17 protein-coding genes are annotated in these 17,826 nt (G+C 69.7%); 12 read left to right on the top strand and 5 right to left on the bottom strand.

Going from position 1 to position 17,826, the window contains the following annotated elements; genetic code table 11:
• The first annotated feature begins 85 nt into the window (after positions 1-85).
• Genes AC1D2O_RS26715 through AC1D2O_RS26705 form a run of 3 tightly spaced genes read left to right on the top strand, consistent with a single transcriptional unit; the run spans position 86 to position 3,541 of the window.
• Positions 86-1,045, top strand: coding sequence for a LysR family transcriptional regulator (locus tag AC1D2O_RS26715; RefSeq protein WP_478086679.1), 960 nt, complete (start codon positions 86-88; stop codon positions 1,043-1,045).
• The gene (locus tag AC1D2O_RS26710) at positions 1,042-1,500 is read left to right on the top strand and encodes a DUF2214 family protein (RefSeq protein WP_478086678.1); all 459 of its coding nucleotides are present in this window, start codon (positions 1,042-1,044) and stop codon (positions 1,498-1,500) included. The genes AC1D2O_RS26715 and AC1D2O_RS26710 overlap by 4 nt, the downstream gene beginning before the upstream one ends.
• A 4-nt stretch (positions 1,501-1,504) precedes the next feature.
• On the top strand, positions 1,505-3,541 hold the full coding sequence (locus AC1D2O_RS26705; protein ID WP_478086676.1) for a spermidine synthase: 2,037 nt from the start codon (positions 1,505-1,507) through the stop codon (positions 3,539-3,541).
• Positions 3,542-3,666: 125 nt separating this feature from the next.
• Here AC1D2O_RS26705 and AC1D2O_RS26700 read toward each other — a convergent pair whose 3' ends face one another.
• Entirely contained in the window at positions 3,667-3,930 is a 264-nt protein-coding gene (locus AC1D2O_RS26700) for a hypothetical protein (RefSeq protein WP_478086675.1), read from the bottom strand.
• 131 nt (positions 3,931-4,061) lie between these two features.
• Between AC1D2O_RS26700 and argS the strand changes: the two genes are divergently transcribed.
• The 7 genes from argS to AC1D2O_RS26665 all read left to right on the top strand — a co-directional run bounded on the left by argS (position 4,062) and on the right by AC1D2O_RS26665 (position 12,023).
• Positions 4,062-5,735 (top strand): arginine--tRNA ligase, encoded by a 1,674-nt coding sequence (gene argS / locus AC1D2O_RS26695; protein ID WP_478086674.1) that lies wholly within the window; start codon positions 4,062-4,064, stop codon positions 5,733-5,735.
• 14 nt (positions 5,736-5,749) lie between these two features.
• A complete protein-coding gene (locus AC1D2O_RS26690) occupies positions 5,750-6,457 on the top strand; it encodes an SPOR domain-containing protein (RefSeq protein WP_478158175.1) in 708 nt (235 codons plus the stop codon).
• An 84-nt stretch (positions 6,458-6,541) separates the two neighbouring features.
• Positions 6,542-7,192, top strand: coding sequence for a thiol:disulfide interchange protein DsbA/DsbL (locus tag AC1D2O_RS26685; RefSeq protein ID WP_478087221.1), 651 nt, complete (start codon positions 6,542-6,544; stop codon positions 7,190-7,192).
• A gap of 154 nt (positions 7,193-7,346) precedes the next feature.
• Entirely contained in the window at positions 7,347-8,039 is a 693-nt protein-coding gene (gene lptA / locus AC1D2O_RS26680) for a lipopolysaccharide transport periplasmic protein LptA (protein WP_478087222.1), read from the top strand.
• Positions 8,036-8,830 carry an LPS export ABC transporter ATP-binding protein gene (gene lptB, locus AC1D2O_RS26675; protein WP_478087224.1) on the top strand — a complete coding sequence of 265 codons (795 nt, stop codon included), beginning with the start codon at positions 8,036-8,038 and terminating at the stop codon, positions 8,828-8,830. Before lptA ends, lptB begins: the two co-directional genes overlap by 4 nt.
• Positions 8,831-8,843: 13 nt before the next feature.
• Positions 8,844-10,430 (top strand): RNA polymerase factor sigma-54, encoded by a 1,587-nt coding sequence (locus tag AC1D2O_RS26670; RefSeq protein WP_478158174.1) that lies wholly within the window; start codon positions 8,844-8,846, stop codon positions 10,428-10,430.
• 72 nt (positions 10,431-10,502) lie between these two features.
• Positions 10,503-12,023 carry a phospholipase D family protein gene (locus AC1D2O_RS26665; RefSeq protein WP_478087262.1) on the top strand — a complete coding sequence of 507 codons (1,521 nt, stop codon included), beginning with the start codon at positions 10,503-10,505 and terminating at the stop codon, positions 12,021-12,023.
• 2 nt (positions 12,024-12,025) lie between these two features.
• Here the strand turns inward: AC1D2O_RS26665 and AC1D2O_RS26660 are convergent, their stop codons facing one another.
• The 4 genes from AC1D2O_RS26660 to AC1D2O_RS26645 are packed head-to-tail and all read right to left on the bottom strand — an operon-like array spanning position 12,026 to position 15,653.
• On the bottom strand, positions 12,026-12,643 hold the full coding sequence (locus AC1D2O_RS26660; RefSeq protein ID WP_478087227.1) for a YceI family protein: 618 nt from the start codon (positions 12,641-12,643) through the stop codon (positions 12,026-12,028).
• Between the two features lie 38 nt (positions 12,644-12,681).
• On the bottom strand, positions 12,682-13,266 hold the full coding sequence (locus AC1D2O_RS26655; protein WP_478087229.1) for a YceI family protein: 585 nt from the start codon (positions 13,264-13,266) through the stop codon (positions 12,682-12,684).
• On the bottom strand, positions 13,263-13,865 hold the full coding sequence (locus AC1D2O_RS26650; protein WP_478087231.1) for a cytochrome b: 603 nt from the start codon (positions 13,863-13,865) through the stop codon (positions 13,263-13,265). The genes AC1D2O_RS26655 and AC1D2O_RS26650 overlap by 4 nt, the downstream gene beginning before the upstream one ends.
• A gap of 18 nt (positions 13,866-13,883) precedes the next feature.
• The gene (locus AC1D2O_RS26645; RefSeq protein ID WP_478087233.1) at positions 13,884-15,653 is read right to left on the bottom strand and encodes a sensor histidine kinase; all 1,770 of its coding nucleotides are present in this window, start codon (positions 15,651-15,653) and stop codon (positions 13,884-13,886) included.
• Positions 15,654-15,717: 64 nt separating this feature from the next.
• Between AC1D2O_RS26645 and AC1D2O_RS26640 the strand changes: the two genes are divergently transcribed.
• Together AC1D2O_RS26640 and AC1D2O_RS26635 are read left to right on the top strand one after the other, a co-directional pair.
• On the top strand, positions 15,718-16,929 hold the full coding sequence (locus tag AC1D2O_RS26640) for a THUMP domain-containing class I SAM-dependent RNA methyltransferase (protein ID WP_478087235.1): 1,212 nt from the start codon (positions 15,718-15,720) through the stop codon (positions 16,927-16,929).
• A 61-nt stretch (positions 16,930-16,990) separates the two neighbouring features.
• Positions 16,991-17,695: a glutathione S-transferase N-terminal domain-containing protein gene (locus tag AC1D2O_RS26635; protein WP_478087237.1), complete on the top strand. Its 705-nt coding sequence runs from the start codon at positions 16,991-16,993 to the stop codon at positions 17,693-17,695.
• Positions 17,696-17,826 lie beyond the last annotated feature (131 nt).

The following is a 17,826-nucleotide window of genomic DNA, read 5'->3' as shown; positions in this document are numbered from 1 at the left end:
GCGCGGTCAGGTCCAGGCGCGGCAGATGAGGCTGTTTCACTCACGGCCGCGGCTCTCTCGCCGGCGCTCGTGATAATCGCCGGCGATGGACCGCCTGAAGCAACTCGAATCCTTTGTCGCGATCGCCGCCCGCGGCAGCCTCACGGCCGCGGCCAAGGCGGAGGGCGTGGCGCCGGCGATCATCGGCCGCCGGATCGACGCGCTGGAAGAGCGGCTGGGCGTCAAGCTGCTGCTGCGCACCACGCGCCGCATCACGCTCACGCACGAGGGCAGCGCCTTCCTGGAGGACTGCCAGCGGCTGCTGGTCGAACTCGCGAACGCCGAGGCCAGTGTGAGCGCGGGCGGCGTCAAGGCCAGCGGCCACCTGCGCGTGACCGCGCCGGCGGGCTTCGGCCGGCGCCACGTGGCGCCGCTGGTGCCGCGCTTCCACCAGTTGCATCCCGAGGTCACGATCTCGCTCAACCTCAGCGATCGCGTGGTCGACATGGCGGGCGAGAGCTTCGATTGCGCGGTGCGGGTCGGCGACCTGCCCGATTCCTCGCTGGTGAGCCTGCGCCTGGCGGACAACCGGCGCCGCTGCGTCGCCACGCCCGAGTTCGTGCGCCGCCACGGTGCGCCGCGCCATCCGGGCGAACTGGCGCGCTTCGCCTGCCTCAGCCTGTCGAGCGACGCCTCGCAGACCCGCGGCTGGGCCTTCCGGGTGCCGGCGGCCGGCGGCGAGCACGAGGTGATCCACCTGAAGCCGACCGGACCGCTCGACTGCTCCGACGGCCAGGTGCTGCACGACTGGTGCCTGGCGGGCCATGGCATCGCCTGGCGCAGCACCTGGGAGGTCGAGGCCGAGATCGACGCCGGCCTGCTGGTGCCGCTGCTCGACGAGTTCGCCGCGCCGCCCAACGGCATCTACGCCGTGTTCCCGCAGCGCAAGCACCTGGCCCTGCGGGTGCGGCTGTGGCTGGACTTCCTGAAGGCGCAGTACGCGCGCCCGGAGTTCTGGGGCAGCACAATCGCAGCGCCCAAGAAAACCAAGGAATCCCCCCGATGACGCTCGAAGCCATCCTCGCCTACCTGCACCTGCTGGCCATCCTGACGATGGTGGTGTTCATCGCCAGCGAGGCCGCGCTGTGCCGCGTCGAGTGGCTCAACGCGGCCGTGGTCGAGCGCCTGGCCAAGGTCGACCGCATCTACGGCATCGCCGCGGTGGCGGTCATCGCCACCGGCGTGGCGCGCACCTGGTGGGGCATGAAGGGCACGGCCTGGTACTGGACCAACCCGCTGCTGCACCTGAAGCTCACGCTCTTCGTCATCGTCGGCCTGATCTCGATCTTTCCGACGATGCGCTACCTGCGCTGGCGCAAGGCGCTGCGCGCCACCGGCGCGCTGCCGGCCGAGGCCGAGGTCCGCAAGACCCGCAAGCTGGTGATGATCCAGGCCCACCTGATCGCGCTGATCCCGCTGGCGGCCGTGTTCCTGGCCCGCGGCTTCGGCGCCAGGAGCTAGCCCGATGAAGCCGGCGTACGTCAAGGCCCTGTTCGCCGGCACCATCTTCACCAGTGCCTTTTTGCTGTTCCTGGTCCAGCCGCTGATCGCCAAGCAGATCCTGCCGTGGTTCGGCGGCTCGGCGGCGGTCTGGTCGGTCTGCATGGTGTTCTTCCAGGTCGTGCTGCTGGCGGGCTATGCCTACTCCGACTGGATCACGCGCCGGCTCGGCGCCCGCGCACAGGCCAGGCTGCATGTCGGCCTGTTGCTCGCGAGCCTCGCCTTCCTGCCGATCGTGACCCACGCGCGCTGGAAGCCGACCGGCGCCGAGGACCCCACGCTGTGGATCCTGGGCCTCTTGCTCGGCACCATCGGCCTGCCGTACTTCCTGCTCTCGACCACCGGGCCGCTGGTGCAATCCTGGGTGGCGCGCACGCCGTGGGGCGCGCAGGTGTACCGCTATTTTTCGCTCTCGAACCTGGCCTCGCTGGTGTCGCTGCTGAGCTATCCGGTGCTGATCGAGCCGCGCAGCTCGCTGTTGCAGCAGGCCTGGGGTTGGTCGGCGGCCTACGGCGTCTTCGTGCTGCTGTGCGCCGGCACCACGCTCTACGTGTCGCGCCACTGGGCGAGCGCCGTGGCGCCTGCCGTCGCGCCGCGGCAGGTCGACGCGACGCCCGCTGATCGACCGCGCACCGCCGACCATCTGATGTGGCTGGCCCTGCCGGCCCTGGGCTCCTGGCTGCTGCTGGCCATCACGAACCACATCACGCAGAACGTGGCGGCCATTCCCTTCCTGTGGGTGCTGCCGCTCTCGGTCTACCTGCTGACCTTCGTCCTGACCTTCGAGAGCGACCGCTGGTATCGCCGCCCGGTGTTCGTCCCGCTGGCCGCTGCGATGCTGGCGCTGTGCGCGTTCGGGCTGCAGCACAGCCTGGGCTCCGACCTGCGCACGGCGCTGCCGATCTACATCGTCGGCCTGTTCGCGCTGTGCATGTTCCTGCACGGCGAAATGGCGCGCCTGCGCCCCGGTGGCGCCTACCTGACGCGCTTCTACCTGATGCTGTCGCTGGGCGGCGCGCTCGGCGGCATCAGCGTCGGGCTGGTGGCGCCGCACGTGCTGCCGGCCTACTACGAACTGGGCGTCGGCCTCGTGCTGTGCGCGCTCATCGCGGCCGTGCTGTGGCGCCGGCGGCGCATCGGCATGGCGGCCTCGCTGGCGCTGGCGGGGGCCTGTGCCTGGTTCCTGGCGCTGCAGGTCGAGGTCGATGCGACCGGCGCGCGCCGCATGCAGCGCAACTTCTACGGCACGCTGGTCACGCTCGACGCCGAGCGCGGCGTCGCCGGCGACAAGGTGCGCCAGATGTTCCACGGCTCCGTCAAGCACGGCGAGCAGTATTTGGCGCCGTCACGCCGGCGCGAGCCGACCGCCTACTACGGGCCGAGCTCGGGGGTCGGCCTGGCGATCGCGGCGGCGCCGGCCACGCCGCGCCGCGTCGGGCTGATCGGGCTGGGCGCCGGCACGCTGGCGACCTACGGCCGGCCCGGCGACACCTACCGGATCTACGAGATCAATCCGCAGGTGTTCGAACTCGCCGACAGCGAGTTCAGCTTCCTCGCCGACAGCCCGGCGCGCATCGAGCGGGTGCTCGGCGATGCCCGGCTGGCGCTGGAAGGCGAGAGCCCGCAGGCCTTCGACGTGCTGGCGGTCGACGCCTTCTCGGGCGATTCCGTGCCGGTCCACCTGATCACGGCGCAGGCGCTGGACCTCTATTTCAGGCACATGCGGCCGGGCGGCATCGTCGCCTTCCACGTCACCAACCGCTTCCTGGCGCTCGCGCCGGTGGTCGAGAAGATCGCGCTGGCCAAGGGCCTGCACGTGGCGCTGGTGCACGACGAGCCCAGCGCCGAGGGGCTGCGCAACACCGACTGGGTGCTGGTCGCCCGCGAGCCGGGCCGGCTGACCGAGGGCGCCATTGGCCTGGCCAGCTCAAGCATTCAGCAGATCGCAGGCCTGGAGCCCTGGACCGACGACGCCAACAACCTCTTTGGGGTATTGAAGTAATTCTGGCGGGCGTGAGCCCCGCCCGTTGGTGAAACACCGCGGAACTGGCTTTGCCAGGCCGCAGGTGTTGCCCCCGGCAGGGGGTGGGCGCCCGGACACGAAGTGCCGGGCAACCTGGGGGCGAGCTAGCCCTTCGCGTCCGCTTCGCACTTCTTCATGAAGCTGGTCTTGGCGGCCCCGGCCAGTGCCTTGCCGTTCTTGTCGATCGCCTTCGCGGCGCAAGTCGGCGCGGCTGCGGCCGCGGCGTCCTTTTCGCACTTCTTGACGAAGCTGGTCTTGGCCGCGCCATTCAGCTTCTTGTCCGCCGCCTGGGTGTCGCAGGGGGATGCGTGCGCGACGCCGAACGAGAGGGAGGCGCCCAGAGCCAGCAGGGAAAGGAGCTTTTTCATGATGGAGGAGTCCTTGGGAGTTGGGTTGTGACGGTTTTCCCCGCCCCGGGGTTGCCCATCCTAACGGCCGACATTCACCGTTGGATGACGCTTGTTACGGCCGGCTTTCGGGCCCCCGGTAAAATTCGCCGATGCTATTGGTCAAACAGGAGCTGCTCGCGGCGCTCGCGAACACGCTCGAATCCCTCTCGCCCGGCGCCGGCGGCAAAGCCGCGTTCGAGTCGCCCAAGGTGGCGGCCCATGGCGATCTCGCCAGCACCGCCGCCATGCAACTGGCCAAGCCGCTGCAGCGCAAGCCGCGCGAACTCGCCGAAGAACTCGCGGCCGCATTGCAGGCCACGCCCGCCTTCGCCCAGTGGGTGGAGACGGTCGAGATCGCCGGCCCCGGCTTCCTGAACATCCGCCTCAAGACCGTCGCCCGGCAGCAGGTGGTGCGCGAGGTGCTCGCCGCCGGCGCCGCTTTCGGGCGGCAGCCAGCCCGCGAGGAGCGGGTGCTGGTCGAGTTCGTCTCGGCCAACCCGACCGGGCCGCTGCACGTCGGCCACGGCCGCCAGGCCGCCCTCGGCGACGCCATCTGCAACCTGCTGGCGACGCAGGGCGACCAGGTCTGGCGCGAGTTCTACTACAACGACGCGGGCGTGCAGATCCAGACGCTGGCCACCAGCACCCAACTGCGCGCCAAGGGCTTCAAGCCGGGCGACCCCGAATGGCCCGAGCAGGCCTACAACGGCGAATACATTGCCGACATCGCGGCCGACTTCAAGGCGCGCAAGACCGTGCGTTCGGACGACCGCGAGTACACGGCCAGCGGCGACGTCGACGACCTCGACTCGATCCGCCAGTTCGCGGTCGCCTACCTGCGCCATGAGCAGGACCTCGACCTGAAGGCCTTCCAGGTCCGGTTCGACAACTACTACCTCGAGTCCAGCCTCTATACCAGCGGCCGGGTGGCGGCCACGGTGCAGAAGCTCGTCGATGCCGGCAAGACCTACGAGCTGGACGGCGCCCTGTGGCTGAAGTCGACCGACTACGGCGACGACAAGGACCGCGTGATGAGGAAGGGCGACGGCACCTACACCTACTTCGTGCCCGACGTGGCCTATCACATCGCCAAATGGGAGCGTGGCTTCCACAAGGTGGTCAACATCCAGGGCACCGACCACCACGGCACGATCGCGCGCGTGCGCGCCGGGCTGCAGGCGGCCGGGGTCGGGATCCCGGCTGGCTACCCCGACTACGTGCTGCACACCATGGTGCGCGTGGTGCGCGGCGGCGAAGAGGTGAAGATCAGCAAGCGCGCCGGCAGCTACGTCACCCTGCGCGACCTGATCGAATGGACCAGCACCGATGCGGTGCGCTTCTTCCTGCTGAGCCGCAAGCCCGACACCGAATACACCTTCGACATCGACCTGGCGCTGGCGCAGAACAACGACAACCCGGTCTACTACGTGCAGTACGCCCACGCGCGCATCTGCTCGGTGCTGGCGGCCTGGGGCGGCGATGCCGCGACGCTCGACGGCGTGGACCTGTCTGCGCTGCAAAGCCCGGCCTCGCAGGCGCTGCTGCTGCAACTGGCCAAGTACCCCGAGATGCTGACCGCCGCGGCCAGGGATTTCGCGCCCCACGACGTCACCTTCTACCTGCGCGAACTGGCCGCGAGCTACCACAGCTACTACGACGCCGAGCGCATCCTGGTCGACGACGAGCCGGTCAAGCGGGCCCGCCTGGCGCTGGTCGCGGCGACCGCGCGGGTGCTGCACAATGGGCTCGCTGTTCTGGGCGTCAGCGCGCCGCAAAAGATGTGATTCCCTCCTCCACCATGAAAAAACGACAAAGCGGCAACATCGTCATCGGGTTGATCGTGGGCCTGGTGCTGGGGCTCGGCATCGCGCTCGGCATCGCGGTCTACGTGACCAAGGTGCCGATCCCGTTCATGACCAAGACCCAGCGCGGCGGCGCCGAGCAGGACGAGGCCGAGGCGCGCAAGAACCGCGACTGGGATCCGAACCTGCCGCTGGCCGGCAAGGCCGGTGCCGCGGCGCGTGCGCCGGCGGCCGCGGGGCCGGTCGCGCCCGCCCCAGTGGCGGCGCCCAATCCGCCCGCCGGCCCGGTGCCGGTGGTGGTGGCGCCCGGTGCGCGCGGCGACTCGACGGCCGCGCCGCGGCCGGCGCGCACCGCGCCGGTTCCGGCCGAAGCCAACGCGCTGCCGCCCTCGAACGACCCGATCGGTGATTTCGCCAAGGCGCGCTCCGGCACCGGGGCTGCAGCGGCCACCGGCACCAGCACCGACCCGTTCATGTATTTCGTCCAGGCCGGTGCCTTCCGCACCCAGGAGGATGCCGATGCGCAGCGCGCGAAGCTTTCGCTGATGGGCGTGGAGGCGCGCGTGACCGAGCGCGAGCAGGCCGGCCGCACCGTCTACCGCGTGCGTGCCGGTCCGTTCAACAAGAAGGACGACGCCGACCAGCTCAAGGAACGGCTCGACGGCGGGGGCCTCGAATCGGCCCTGGTCCGCGTCCAGCGTTGAAGCTGCATCGTCTCCAGTTCGCCCGATCCGGGAACTCCATCCCGCATCGCGGGCTCTTTCAAGCCGTACAGAAGGATTTGAAACATGAAACGTCGTGATTTTTCGCTGGCCGCCGCTTCGCTGGGGCTTCTTCCGCTGGCTGCGCCCTCGCATGCGCAGCAGGCCCGTCCCATCAAGGCCGGCACCGACTACATCGTCCTGCGCAAGCCGGCGCCGGTCGATGCGCCCGCCGGCAAGGTCGAGGTGCTCGAGTTCTTTTCCTACAACTGCCCGCACTGCGCGGCCTTCGAGCCTCAGGTGGAAGCCTGGGTCAAGAAGTTGCCGCCCTATGTCGTTTTCCGTCGCATCCCGGTGCCGTTCGTCGGCAACGACACGGAGGCCAAGCAACGCTTCTATTACGCGCTCGAGGCGATGGGCAAGGTCGACGAATTCCAGCCCAAGGTCTTCCAGGCCATCCACCAGCAGCGCCTGAACCTGACTGGCGACGCCGCGATCCTCGCCTGGGTGGAAAAGCAGCCCGGCCTCGATGCGAAGAAGTTCGCCGAGCTGTTCAAGTCCTTCTCGGTGGTCGGCAAGGCCAAGCGCGCCACCCAGCTCACCACCGACTACCAGGTGGCCGGCGTGCCGGCCCTCGGCGTGGCCGGGCGCTGGTACGTCGATGGCGACACGGCGGGCTCGCTCGAGCGCGCGCTCCAGGTGGTCGACTTCCTGATCGCCGAAGCCCGCAAGGGTTGAGCGGCCCGGTGGCGCGCAGGGTGGCGGCGCCTGTCGCCTGCCGTCGCCGCCACGATCTCGTCATTGAAGCCCGCTTCTGCGGGCTTTTTCGTCAAGGCCGCGCGAGGCGGCGTCCACGGGACGCATACAATCGCACAGCAAGTTTCGTGCCTCTATGACATCGCCCTTCTCCTTCACCTCCATTTCTCCTCGTCGATTCGGTCGCGTGCTTTGCCTGGCGCTGGCGCTGGCCGGATGCGCGTCGTTGTCGCAGGCCGAGCAGGCCGACCGGAGCAAGCCGATGAACATCGAGGCCGACGCGATGCGCTATGACGACCTCAAGCAGACCAGCGTGTTCACCGGCAACGTGGTCGTGAACAAGGGCACGATCCAGATCCGGGGCACCCGCATCGACGTTCGCCAGGACCCCGAGGGCTACCAGTACGGCGTGGTCACGGCCGAACCCGGCAAATTGGCGTACTTCAAGCAGAAACGCAACGCCGGCACCGACGAGTGGATCGAGGGCGAGGGCGAAGTGATCGAGTACGACAGCCGCGCCGACAACGTGAAGTTCATCCGCCGCGCGGTCATGCGGCGCCTGATCGGCGCCACGGTGAGCGACGAGAGCAGCGGCCCGCTGATCGTCTACGACCAGAGCAACGACACCTTCACGGTCAACGGCTCCTCGCTGCCGCCGAACGCCGGCGTGGCGACACAGGCGAGCGGCCGCGTCAAGGTCATCCTGACGCCCAAGGCGGCCGCCCCGGCGCCCGGCAGCGGCGGTGCCAAGCCCGCGGCGACCCCGGCTCCGGCTCCGGGCAACAGCCTGCGTTCCACCACCACGCTCGGCGGAGAGTCCAAGAAGTGATCGAAACCGCCGGGTTGAATGGAAGCGATGGCCAGCCGGTCAGCCGGCTGGAGGCGCGCAGCCTGCAGAAGAGCTATGGCAGCCGCACGGTCGTGAAGGATGTGTCGCTCGCCGTGCAGAAGGGCGAAGTGGTCGGGCTGCTGGGCCCCAACGGCGCGGGCAAGACCACCTCGTTCTACATGATCGTCGGGCTGGTGCGGGCCGATGCCGGAGAGATCTGGATCGACGGCGAGCCGATCGCCCACATGCCGATCCACCGTCGCGCGCGCATGGGCCTGAGCTACCTGCCGCAGGAGGCCTCGATCTTCCGCAAGTTGACGGTCGAGGAAAACGTGCGCGCAGTGCTCGAGCTGCAGAGCGAGCCCGACGAACACGGCCGGATGGTGCCGCTCAGCAAGGCGCACATCGACGAGCGGCTGGGCGAACTGCTGGCCGACCTGCGCGTCGACCACCTGCGCGATTCACCGGCGCTGTCGCTGTCCGGCGGCGAACGCCGCCGGGTCGAGATCGCGCGCGCCCTGGCGACGCAGCCGCGCTTCATCCTGCTGGACGAGCCCTTCGCCGGCATCGACCCGATCGCGGTGATCGAGATCCAGCGGATCATCAGCTTCCTGAAGGAGCGCGGCCTCGGCGTGCTCATCACCGACCACAACGTACGCGAGACGCTTGGCATCTGCGATCACGCGTTCATCATCAGCGACGGGCATGTGCTGGCACAAGGCACGCCTTCGGAGATCGTCGACAACGCCGAGGTGCGACGCGTGTACCTGGGCGAACATTTCCGGATGTAGGGGCCTTATCTCGATGAAGCAGGGGCTTTCGCTTCGCGTCTCCCAGCATCTGGCGCTGACGCCGCAACTGCAGCAATCGATCCGGCTGCTGCAGCTGTCCACCCTCGAGCTGAGCCAGGAAGTCGAGCAGATGCTCGACGACAACCCTTTCCTCGAGCGGACGGCCGAAGAGGCGGCGCGCGAGGAGTTCGGGCTGGACGCCGCCGATGCGCCGGTGCGCGACGACGACCGGCAGGCCGAAGGCGACGGCGACTACGCCCCCGGTCCCGCGGCCGCTGCCGCCGAGGTTGCGGTCGCGACACCCGAGGCCGAGACGGCGCCGCTCGACGCCGCCGACGCCGAGCCCGACTGGGAAGGCGACGGCACGGTCGACGTGGCGCCCGACGACAGCGAATGGGGCGGCGATGCGCCCGCGCGCGCCAACAACCTCGGCGACGAACGCACCGACGCCACCGAACTGGCGCGCAGCCACGAGTCGCTGCAGTCCTTCCTGCATCGGCAGGCGCTGGGCCTGAGGCTCAGCGAGACCGACCGCGCCGCGCTGCGCTTCCTGATCGAGTCGCTCAACGACGACGGCTACCTCGAGGATTCGCTGCCGGCCCTGGCCTCGGGCCTGGCCGGCGACGACAACGACCAGTTCGACGACCTGGTGCATCACTTCCAGGTCGCGCTGGGCCTGCTGCAGAGCCTGGAGCCGGTCGGCGTCGGCGCCCGCAACCTCGGCGAGTGCCTGACGATCCAGCTGCGCGCCCTGGCGCACCCCGGCGAGGGTGCCGACGAGGCGCGGGTGCGCCAGACCGCGATCGCGGTCTGCAAGCAGCCGATGGAGCTGCTGGCGCGGCGCGATTTCAAGCGGCTGGCGACGCTCGCGCGCAGCAACGAGGAAGAGGTGCGCGCCGCCCTGCAGCTGATCGCCCGGCTCGAGCCCAAGCCGGGCCGCCGCTTCGTCGACGTCGAGCGCAACGTGGTGGTGCCGGACGTGATCGTCACGCGCATCGCCAACGGCACCAGCACCAACATCAAGTTCCGCGTCATGCTGAACCCCGAGGTCATGCCGCGGCTGCGCGTGCACGACATCTATGCGGGCGCGCTCAAGCAGCACAAGGGCGAGGGCAGCCAGGCGCTCTCGCAGCGGTTGCAGGAGGCGCGCTGGTTCATCAAGAACATCCAGCAGCGCTTCGACACCATCCTGCGGGTGTCGAACGCGATCGTCGAGCGGCAGAAGAGCTTCTTCGTGCACGGCGAGCTGGCGATGCGCCCGCTGGTGCTGCGCGAGATCGCCGACGAACTCGGCCTGCACGAATCGACCATCAGCCGCGTGACCACCGCCAAGTACATGGCGACGCCTTACGGCACGTTCGAGCTCAAGTACTTCTTCGGCTCGGCGCTCGGCACCGAGACCGGCGGCAATGCCTCGAGCACCGCGGTGCGGGCGCTGATCAAGCAGTTCGTGAGCGCCGAGGACCTCAAGAAACCGCTGTCCGACAGCCAGATCTCCGAGATGCTCAAGGAGCAGGGCATCGAATGCGCACGCCGCACCGTCGCGAAGTACCGCGAGGCGCTGCGCATCGCGCCGGCCAATCTGCGCAAGGCGCTCTAGGGCGTGCTGGTGCGCGGGTGGCGGCTCGGTGCGGCATTGGCGGCGGCGGTGCTTCTGGTCGGCGGCTGCGCGATGCTGCCGGCCGATGTCGAGCGCCCGCCCTCGAGTGCCATCACGGCCTCGGGCGCGACCGCGCTGGGCCGGATCGTCAAGGCCTCGTCGCCCGATCCGGATCTGAGCGGTTTCCGGCTCATGCCCGGCGGCGACTTCGCGCTCGACACGCGGCTGCAGCTCGCGCGCCGCGCCGAGCGCACGCTCGACGTCCAGTACTACCAGATCGAGAACGACGACACCGGCCGCTACTTCCTGCGCACCCTGCGCGATGCGGCCCTGCGCGGCGTGCGCGTGCGGCTCCTGATGGACGACCTCTACACCTCGGGCGAGGACGACCTGCTGCTGGCGCTGGCCGCCACGCCGAACCTCGAGCTGCGGCTGTTCAACCCTTTCCCAGCCGGCCGCGGCAGCCTGCTGCAGCGCTTCTCGAGCTCGCTGTTCGACTTCGACCGCGTCAATCGCCGGATGCACAACAAGCTCTTCATCGCCGACGGCGCGATGGCGGTGGCAGGCGGGCGCAACATCGGCAGCCAGTACTTCACGCAGACCGCCGGCGCGAACTTCCTGGACATCGACACCTTCGTCGCCGGCGCCCTGGTGAAACGCCTCGGCAGCCTGTTCGACCTGTACTGGAACAGCCCCTACGTGCGGCCGATCGGCAGCGTGGTCGCATCCTCGCTGCCGCGCGAGGAGCTGCAGCAGCGCTTCGATCAGGCCACCGGCCCCGCAACCACGGCGGCGCCGCGCCCGCCGGCACCGAACGACGTGCTGGGCTACGCGCCGCTGGGGCCGGAGCTGAAGGACGGCGCCCGGCTCGGCCTGATCTGGACCCTGGCCGAGGCCTATGCCGACTCGCCCGACCGTGTGGTCGGCAAGACCGCCTCCTATGGCGGGGTGCCGCTGCTCGACGTCGACAGCGTGCGCTACAACGTGATCGAGCAGATGCGGCGCTCGCGCGCCGAAGTCACGCTGGTGTCGCCCTACCTGATCCCGGGCCAGGCGGGGCTGGAGGTGATGCGCGAGGTCCGCGGGCGCGGGGTCCGGATCAGCGTCGTCACCAATTCGCTGGCGGCCACCGACGAGCCGCTGGTCCAGACCGGCTACCGGCGCTACCGGCCCGACATGCTGCGGCTCGGCGTCGAGATCCACGAGCTGAGCTCGGCACGCACCAAGCGCAGCGTGCGGCTCGGCCTGTTCGGCTCGCAGGTCGGCCGGCTGCACGCGAAGGCGGCGATCTTCGATCGCAGGGCGCTGTTCCTGGGCTCGATGAACTTCGATCCGCGCTCGGACACCCACAACACGGAGATCGGCCTGTTCATCGCCAGCCCCGAGTTGGCGCAGCAGGTCCTGAAGCTGCTCGACGTGCTGAAGCAGCAGGGCGCCTACCGGGTGCGCTTCGCCGACGGCGGCGAAGCGCTCGAATGGGTCAGCCGCGAGGGCGAGGCCGAGGACGTGCTCACCGTGGAGCCCGACTCGGGCCTGTGGGACCGCGTGATGCTGGAACTGCTCGCGCCGCTGGCGCCGGAGAGCCTGCTGTAGCGCTACTGGATGTTGATGGCCTCGACCTGCACCAGCAGCCTCACCTTGTCCTCGAAGCCGAAGGCGAGCCCCCAGCTGATGCCCCACTGGCTGCGCTCCACCGTGGTCTCGAAGTCGCCGCCGCAGATCTGGCGATTGATGAGCGGACTCAGGTAGCAGTTGAAGCGGTTGGCCTTGAGCGCCACGGGGCGGCTCTTGCCCATCAAGGTGAGCGTGCCGTTGACCTGCGTGACCTTGTCGCCGCTGAAGTCGATCTGGTCGGCGACGAAGCGGGCGGTTGGAAACTCGGCCACGTTGAAGAAGTCCTTGCTCAGCAGGTGCCGGTTGAGCAGGTCGACGCCGGTGTTGATGGAGCTGATGTCCATCGTGATGTCGATCTTGCCGGCGGTGCCCGAAGGGTCGATCTTGACCTGGCCGTCCTTGGTGCTGAAGCGGCCGCGGTTGGTGGTGGTGCCGTAGTGGCCCATCTCGTAGTTGACGAAGGTGTGGGTCGGGTCGACCACGTAGCTCGCGCCCTTGGCAGGGCCGCCGGCCGGCTTGGCGGCCGCCTCGGGTGCGTGCTGGGCGCCGGCCAGTGCCGCCGCGGTCGCCAGCGCGGCGAGTGTGAGCAATTTCTTCATGGCGCGCTTTCGGATGAAGGTGGAAACATCGAAGGATTTCACAGCGGGCCGAGGCCGGTCAGCACCAGTTTGAAGCGCACCTGCACGTCGTCGGCCACCATCGACGTGTCGGTCCATTCGCCTTCGCCGATCCTGAAGGCGAGGCGCTGGATCGTAAGGCTTCCGGTCGCGGTCGACTGGCCATAGGACTGCATGATCTCCACCGGCACGACCACGTCCCGGCTGCTGCCCTTGATGGTCAGCCGGCCGGCGACCTCGAAGCGGCCGCTGCCCAGCGCCTTGATGGCGCTGGAATGGAATTCCGCCTTCGGGAAACGGTCGCTGTCGAACCAGGTGGGCCTGGGCAGCTCGGCATCGGTCTGCGGGATGCCCAGGCTGGCGCTGGCGACATCGATCTGCAGCGCGACGCTGCCGTCTTCGGGCTTGCGCGGGTCGAGGGCAATCCGGGCATCGAACTTCCTGAACACGCCTTCCACCGGCACGCCCATCTGCTTGAACACGAAGGCGATCCGGCTCGGGGCCGGCAGCAGTTTCGCCGGTGCCGGCGGCTCGGCGGCGGCCGTGCCGGCGACGATCAGCGCCGCCGCGCACCACCCGCGGCAGGCCATGGCAAGGAGGGTCATGGGAGACGTTGCCGGGGTGAAAGGGGCGACATGCGGTCGAGCAGGCCATCGCGGTCGACGAAGTGGTGCTTGAGGGCGGCCGCGGCGTGGACCAGCGCCGCCGCGGCGAGGCCGAAGGCGCCGATCTTGTGCAGCGGCTTGAGCACCGCCTCGGCGAAATCCTTGTCGACCGGCACGAAGTCCGGCAGCGGCAGCACCCCCAGCCACACGACCGGGAAGCCCAGCGAGGAGCTGTAGGCCCAGCCCAGCAGCGGCACGGCGAAGAAAAGCAGGTAGAGCAGCAGGTGCAACCCGCGGTGCGCCGCCCATTGCCAGCCCGGCATGGCCGCCCGGATGCGCGCCGGCAGGGACGGCGGCGGGTGGGACAGGCGCCACAGCAGGCGCACGGCCGACAGCGCCAGGATCGTGATGCCGGCCCACTTGTGCCAGTTGTAGAGCCTGAGTCGCAGCGGCGAGAGCGGCAGACCGGTCATCGACAGGCCGAGGCAGACGGCGCCGAGGATCGTCAGCGCGAGCAGCCAGTGCAGGGCGATCGCCACCGGGCCGTAGCGCGGGGCGTCGTTGGAATCGACCAAGGGTGTCGGCAGCGCGTCGGGCATGGCCGAAGCATAGGCGGTTCAGCGTTGCGCCTGCCGCAGCAGCGCGTGCAGCATCGCGGGCTGCACCGGCTTGCGCAGCGCCTGCCAGCCGCGCTCGCGGGCCAGTTGCTGGGTGGCGTCGTCGATGTCGGCCGAGACCAGCGCGATGGCGAGGGAGGGGCGTCGGCGCTGCAGCTCGGTCGCCAGCGCGATGCCGTCGAGTTCGCCGGGCAACCGGATGTCGCACAGCGCGATGCCGAAGACCGAGAGATCGGGCAGCGCGAGCGCCTCGGCGGCGCTGGTGCAGACCTCGGGCCGCGCGCCCCAGAGGCGCAGCAGCGCCGCGATGCTGTCGGCCACCACGAGGTTGTCCTCGACCACCAGCACGACCAGCCCGGGAGCGAGCCTCCGCGTCTGCGGCGTCAATGCGGGCTCGACGCCCGCGGCGGGCGAGGGCGCCAGCGGCACGCCCTGCGGCGCGGCCGGCAGCACGAAGGCGAACACCGACCCGCGTCCTGGCGCCGAGCGCAGCATGATCTCGACGCCCAGCCGCAATGCCAGCCGCCGCACGATCGCCAGGCCCAGGCCGTGGCCGCGCTGCAGGTTGCGCTCGACGTTGCCGATCTGCTCGAAGTCGCCGAACACGCGCTCCTGGGCCTCTGCCGGGATGCCGATGCCGGCGTCCCGGACCTCGATCCGCCAGGCCTCGCCGCGCTGGCGGCAGGCCAGCAGCACGCGGCCCCGGGGCGTGAACTTGAGCGCGTTGTCGACCAGGTTGCCGAGGATCCGGCGCAGCGCGACCGCATCGGTCCAGACCACGGCGGTCGCCGGGCAGCGCACCCGCACGCGGCCGCTGGCAGCCTGGCGCGCGAACTCGTGCAACAGCGGCGCCAGCGCGACCGCCACCGGCGAGATCGGGTCGGCGGCGGCCTCGATGCGCCCGATCTCGAGCAGCTGGTCGGTGAGCCCCTCGAGCGCCTGCTGGGCCTTCGACAGCGCGGCGACGGTGCCCAGCACGCTGAGCGTGTCCTCGCCGGCACTCAACTGCTGGCGCAGCACCTCGGCATGCAGGCCCATCGCCATCACGGGCTGGCGCAGGTCGTGGTTGGCGGCCGAGAAGAAGCGCAGGCGCTCGGCCTGGGCCTGCTGCGACGCGTGCAGGCCGGCCAGCGCCCGCGCGCGCAGCGTGCTTTCGTTGTGGCGCAGGCCGATGTTCTCCTCGAGCTGGCGGGCGCGCTCGGACACCAGCTTCCAGACCATCGCGAGCAGGCCGATGCCGAGCACCGACAGCACCTTCATGGTCGGCGCCCCGAAGGCCAGGCCCATGACGATCACCGGCGCCAGCAGCAGCGCGATCGCAAGCTGCATGGCCGGGGTGTAGTAGGAGACCGAGAAGGCCGAGGACAGCGTCATCGCCATCACCACCAGCCCGATCATCAGCTGCGCCGTGGGATCGGCCGGGTTGAAGAGCAGGACGCCGGCCAGGCCGTGGGCGCCTTCGTGCACCGCGATGCGCAGCGTGTGCAGGCGCAGGGCGGGCGGCAGGTTCGCGGGGGTCAGCGGCTGGGGCAGCCGCTGCGGGAAGAAGCCGCGGTAGGCGGTGGTGGCGGCGATCAGCGCAATCCAGACGATCGCGTGCGGCACCGAGTACTGCCAGGCGAACAGCGCCGCCACGCCGCAGTCGAGCAGGAACTGGAAGAGCAGCACCAGCCCGCTGGGCTGGGCGCTGAGCCGCAGCACCTCGCAGCGGATGGCAAACCCGTTGGCGCTGGAGGCCTCGGGGGATGCGGGGAGGGGCGAGGAGCTCATCGGCCGGTCCACTATAGAACAGCAAGCCGCTGGCGGGGGGCTCCGTCGAGGCGACAATCGCACGGTGAACGATCTTTCGCTTTTCCTCCCTTGCGCCGCCGGCGTCGAGGATTTCCTGGCGCAGGAAGTGCATGCGCTGACCGGCCGCGTGGGGCAGGACCTGCTCACGCTGCGCGGCGGGGTGCGGGTGCGCGCCGACTGGCGCGACGCGCTCAAGCTCAATCTCCACAGCCGGCTCGCGCAGCGCGTGCTGATCGAGCTCGCGCAGGCGCCCTACCGCAGCGAGAACGACCTCTACGCGATCGCCAGCGGCGTCGCCTGGGAGATCTGGTTCACGCCGAAGCAGACCTTCAAGATCGAGACCACGGCGCAGCACAGCCCGCTGCAGAGCCTCAACTTCGCCACCCTGCGCATCAAGGACGCGATCGCCGACCGCTTCCGCGCCAAGGCGGGCGGCGTGCGGCCGAGCATCGAGACCCAGTGGCCCGACTGCCGCGTCTTCGCGCACCTCACGACCGACCTCTGCACGCTCTACATCGACACTTCGGGCGAGCCGCTCTTCAAGCGCGGCTGGCGGCAGGACAAGGGCGATGCGCCGCTCAAGGAAACCCTGGCCGCGGCGATGCTGGCGGCCAGCGGCTGGTGGAATCCGGAGACCGGTGCGGTCTCTGTCGAGCCGCTGTACGACCCCTGCTGCGGCAGCGGCACGATCGCGATCGAGGCGGCGCAGATCGCGTCCGGCATCGCGGCCGGCTCGCTGCGGCGCTTCGGCTTCGAGAAGCTGCTGCCGTTCCAGCCGCATGTGTGGGCGGCCCTGAAGGCCGGGGCGGTGCCGGCGCCGACGCAGCCCGCGCCGGCGATCTTCGGCTCGGACGTCTCGCACCGCATGGTCGACTTCGCCGAGCGCAATGCCGAACGCGCGGGCGTGTCGGCGGCGATCCAGTTCCGCGGCGGCGATGCGCTGCAGCGCATGCCGCCGGCCGAGTCGGGCGTGATCGTGCTGAACCCGCCCTACGGCGAGCGGATCGAGGTCGGCGGCGTGGCGCGCGGCCGCGAGGACGCGCAGACCGAGGATGGCGGCGAGTTCTTCGTCCAGCTCGCCAGCCACTGGAAAAAGAACTACGCCGGCTGGACCGCCTGGGTGCTGACGCCCGACCTGCAGTTGCCCAAGCGCATGCGGCTCAAGGAGTCGCGCCGGGTGCCGATGTGGAACGGGCCGATCGAATGCCGGCTGTTCAGGTTCGACATGGTGGCGGGGTCGGCGCGGAAGGTCTGACGCGTCGGCCCGGATTGGCGTTTCGGGCCAGAATGCGGCTCTCGCAGAAACCCGCATTTTCATGACCGATCTGTCCGCCTTCCCGATCACCCAGAAATGGCCCGCCGTTCATCCGGACCGGCTGCAGCTCTATTCCCTGCCGACGCCCAACGGGGTCAAGGTGTCGATCATGCTGGAGGAGACCGGCCTGCCCTACGAGCCGCACCTGGTCAGCTTCGAATCGAACGACCAGACCTCGCCGGAATTCCTCTCGCTCAGTCCGAACAACAAGATCCCGGCGATCCTCGATCCGAACGGGCCGGGCGGCAGGCCGCTGGCGCTGTTCGAATCGGGCGCGATCCTGCTTTACCTCGCAGACAAGACTGGCAAGTTCATCCCGCAGGAACCCGCCGGCCGCTACGAAGCGATCCAGTGGCTGATGTTCCAGATGGGCGGCATCGGTCCGATGTTCGGCCAGGTCGGTTTCTTCAACAAGTTCGCCGGCAAGGACTACGAGGACAAGCGGCCCCGCGACCGCTATGTGGCCGAAGCCAGGCGCCTGCTGAAGGTGCTCGACCGGCAGCTCGAAGGGCGCGACTGGATCCTCGGCGACGGCTACTCGATCGCCGACATCGCGACCTTTCCCTGGGTACGCAACCTGATCGGCTTCTACGAGGCCGGCGAGTTGGTCGGCATGGCCGACTTCCCGAACGTGATGCGAGCCCTCGATAAGTTCCTGTCCCGGCCCGCGGTCGCGGCCGGCCTAGGCATCCCGAAGCGCGGCTGAGGCGGCGTGACTGAATTGCCCCCACGCTCCCCCACTGCGTGTGGGTCGCTGCCCCCCGAGGGGGCCGCAGGCCGCCTTGGGGCGGCCCGGCGCCGGCCTGAGCCCCCACGCTCCCCCACTGCGTGTGGGTC

Source organism: Variovorax sp. P1_G12 (assembly GCF_056405555.1).
Note: the sequence above shows the minus strand (reverse complement) of the source record. Positions and strands in the feature narration are given on the sequence as shown.

What these genes read in the sequence shown, in the direction of transcription:
- AC1D2O_RS26685 (WP_478087221.1), top strand. Translation starts at nt 6,542, where the DNA reads ATGAAACGTCGTGATTTTTCGCTGGCCGCCGCTTCGCTGGGGCTTCTT.
- AC1D2O_RS26635 (WP_478087237.1), top strand. Translation starts at nt 16,991, where the DNA reads ATGACCGATCTGTCCGCCTTCCCGATCACCCAGAAATGGCCCGCCGTT.
- AC1D2O_RS26660 (WP_478087227.1), bottom strand. Translation starts at nt 12,643, where the DNA reads ATGAAGAAATTGCTCACACTCGCCGCGCTGGCGACCGCGGCGGCACTG.
- AC1D2O_RS26710 (WP_478086678.1), top strand. Translation starts at nt 1,042, where the DNA reads ATGACGCTCGAAGCCATCCTCGCCTACCTGCACCTGCTGGCCATCCTG.
- AC1D2O_RS26645 (WP_478087233.1), bottom strand. Translation starts at nt 15,653, where the DNA reads ATGAGCTCCTCGCCCCTCCCCGCATCCCCCGAGGCCTCCAGCGCCAAC.
- AC1D2O_RS26715 (WP_478086679.1), top strand. Translation starts at nt 86, where the DNA reads ATGGACCGCCTGAAGCAACTCGAATCCTTTGTCGCGATCGCCGCCCGC.
- AC1D2O_RS26700 (WP_478086675.1), bottom strand. Translation starts at nt 3,930, where the DNA reads ATGAAAAAGCTCCTTTCCCTGCTGGCTCTGGGCGCCTCCCTCTCGTTC.
- AC1D2O_RS26650 (WP_478087231.1), bottom strand. Translation starts at nt 13,865, where the DNA reads ATGCCCGACGCGCTGCCGACACCCTTGGTCGATTCCAACGACGCCCCG.
- AC1D2O_RS26690 (WP_478158175.1), top strand. Translation starts at nt 5,750, where the DNA reads ATGAAAAAACGACAAAGCGGCAACATCGTCATCGGGTTGATCGTGGGC.
- AC1D2O_RS26655 (WP_478087229.1), bottom strand. Translation starts at nt 13,266, where the DNA reads ATGACCCTCCTTGCCATGGCCTGCCGCGGGTGGTGCGCGGCGGCGCTG.
- AC1D2O_RS26705 (WP_478086676.1), top strand. Translation starts at nt 1,505, where the DNA reads ATGAAGCCGGCGTACGTCAAGGCCCTGTTCGCCGGCACCATCTTCACC.
- AC1D2O_RS26665 (WP_478087262.1), top strand. Translation starts at nt 10,503, where the DNA reads ATGCTGCCGGCCGATGTCGAGCGCCCGCCCTCGAGTGCCATCACGGCC.
- AC1D2O_RS26670 (WP_478158174.1), top strand. Translation starts at nt 8,844, where the DNA reads ATGAAGCAGGGGCTTTCGCTTCGCGTCTCCCAGCATCTGGCGCTGACG.
- argS (WP_478086674.1), top strand. Translation starts at nt 4,062, where the DNA reads ATGCTATTGGTCAAACAGGAGCTGCTCGCGGCGCTCGCGAACACGCTC.
- lptA (WP_478087222.1), top strand. Translation starts at nt 7,347, where the DNA reads ATGACATCGCCCTTCTCCTTCACCTCCATTTCTCCTCGTCGATTCGGT.